Origin of the sequence: Aquabacterium sp., from assembly GCF_004297345.1 — a bacterium.
GTDB lineage: Bacteria > Pseudomonadota > Gammaproteobacteria > Burkholderiales > Burkholderiaceae_C > Aquabacterium.
In genome coordinates this window covers 1-1,804 of sequence record NZ_SCTN01000566.1, presented here as the reverse complement: position 1 = coordinate 1,804, position 1,804 = coordinate 1, and the positions used below count along the sequence as shown (strand labels likewise).

The 1,804-nt window shown below is 53.9% G+C and carries 3 protein-coding genes; all 3 read left to right on the top strand.

What is annotated here, in order from left to right; translation table 11 throughout:
- On the top strand, positions 1-370 hold a 370-nt coding region (locus tag EPO09_RS21530; protein WP_290646551.1), incomplete at its 5' end, for a hypothetical protein.
- On the top strand, positions 330-887 hold the full coding sequence (locus EPO09_RS21525; protein WP_290646549.1) for a hypothetical protein: 558 nt from the start codon (positions 330-332) through the stop codon (positions 885-887). The genes EPO09_RS21530 and EPO09_RS21525, both read left to right, overlap by 41 nt.
- Positions 888-1,612: 725 nt before the next feature.
- A partial coding sequence (locus EPO09_RS21520; RefSeq protein ID WP_290646547.1) for a hypothetical protein occupies positions 1,613-1,804 on the top strand: 192 nt, incomplete at its 3' end.

The following is a 1,804-nucleotide window of genomic DNA, read 5'->3' as shown; positions in this document are numbered from 1 at the left end:
GAGGGAGCGCGCCTACCTGATGCACTACAGCTCCAAGATATCCCGTGGGGACATCAAGGCTGACAAGGTGCCAGCCATGGACGGGGTGAACATCGACTGGGTCCACGACAGCGACGACGGATCCAAGAAGGCGGCTTCTGCGATGGCTAAGGGCTATACGATTGTGTATCCGCCTGCATTGATCTCTCGCCACACGGAGAAGGCCGCTGTTGACATGACGATTACCAGCATCATTGGCAAGAAGATCAAGAATGCGTCGGGGGAAGAGGTTGAGATCAAGAAGCTGAGTGATCTCAATGCCGTTGGTGCCACTTATGGGGTGAATAAGCTTGTTTCAGATCCACCGCATTGGTCAGATGATGGGCACTAAGCTGTTTGCCTTTCTGGCTTGCTTGATCGTTTCCGGTGTGGCCGTTGCGTCGGACGTGCGCTTTGCAATCGTCCAGTTGGATGGTGCAGGTCACGGTGTGTTGATTACGGATGCGCCACTTGTGAGTGGGACAGTCGTGGACATTCAATATCCAGCGGCCCGGCAAGGCGCGGCGTGTTGCAAGCGGCTTTCCGTAGCTGACTTTAACCAGGCGCCTGTCGAGGGCTTGTTGGCCACTGACGAGGTGGGCGGTACCCAACCTCTTGTCTATCGCGTTCGTGTTCCAAAGCTGTGGTCTGACGCTCCTTTTATCGGAGTGGCAGCCATCGGTAAGGGGATGAAGACGCGAAACGCTGGACAGCAGTTGGAAACGGTTGAAAGGCGTGGGCGAACGCGGCGAGCTGGAATTTGCACTAGCCAAGAAGGTGTCCACTTGCAAGAGAAAGTGGGCTCAACCGAGCGCACGCATCTCTACATGTCGTTGGGTTATACCGTCGAAATGCCGACTTGCCCGTGATTGGACCGGCATATGGCTGGGACAATTTTGGGACACTGACACTTGGATATCGAAGGACAAACAAGTACACTGAAGTACGCTAAGTGATTGTCGCTCTTGGAGTTTTTCTCTAAGTCGTTGATCTGGAAGACCGATTTTTTGCTTTCACACGGCAGGGGTCGCAGGTTCGAACCCTGCACCGCCCACCAAGAAAATCAAGCACTTAGCAGTGATGCTAAGTGCTTTTTTCTTTGCCGTACGGACTTTGTACGGATTGTGCCTTTTAGATCTAAGGCGTGAAGCGGTCCCCAGCGTCGCAGCCGAAACGGAATGGATGAGGTCGCCAAATGCAACGTTGAAGCGGTGATTCCATCCTGCCGGAGTGTCTGAAAACGATGTTTCGTCTCAGCCACGCAGATCACTCAAACGTCGAAACTGCGTGGTGACCTTGTCATCTGCTCTCATCCGCTCAATTGGCGCGCGGAATACGCAACCGTTTGGGAGGTGCTCGTGACTGAGCGGAATTCACTGTGCAACTTCGGATGATGCAGGACAGGGAGCGACTGTTGCGGGCAACTCACCTCAGGCGAGAGTGCGAACCGTGCTTGTGGTGGCCCTCCGTGTGCAGTTGTGGTCAATACCGTCCGAGTAAGTCTGCAGCGGTCCTGCGGCGTCCAAGATGGGACGATCCTCGCCGCGGTGATAGGCTGCCCACATGTCAACTTAATTTGTTTTGGCGACCAATCATGAGTACTGCCTCTGCAATGAACCTTCGTGACCCAACTGATCTTTTTCTAAATCGCTTGAACCGCTTGATGAACACACTGGCGCGTGATTATCAAAAGGTGCGTCCACAATTTGGACCGCACGGATTCAGGGAGCGAGTTTTCGTAAAGCTCAGTGCGTACTCGTTGGTCCTACCAAATTCGCTCGTGAGT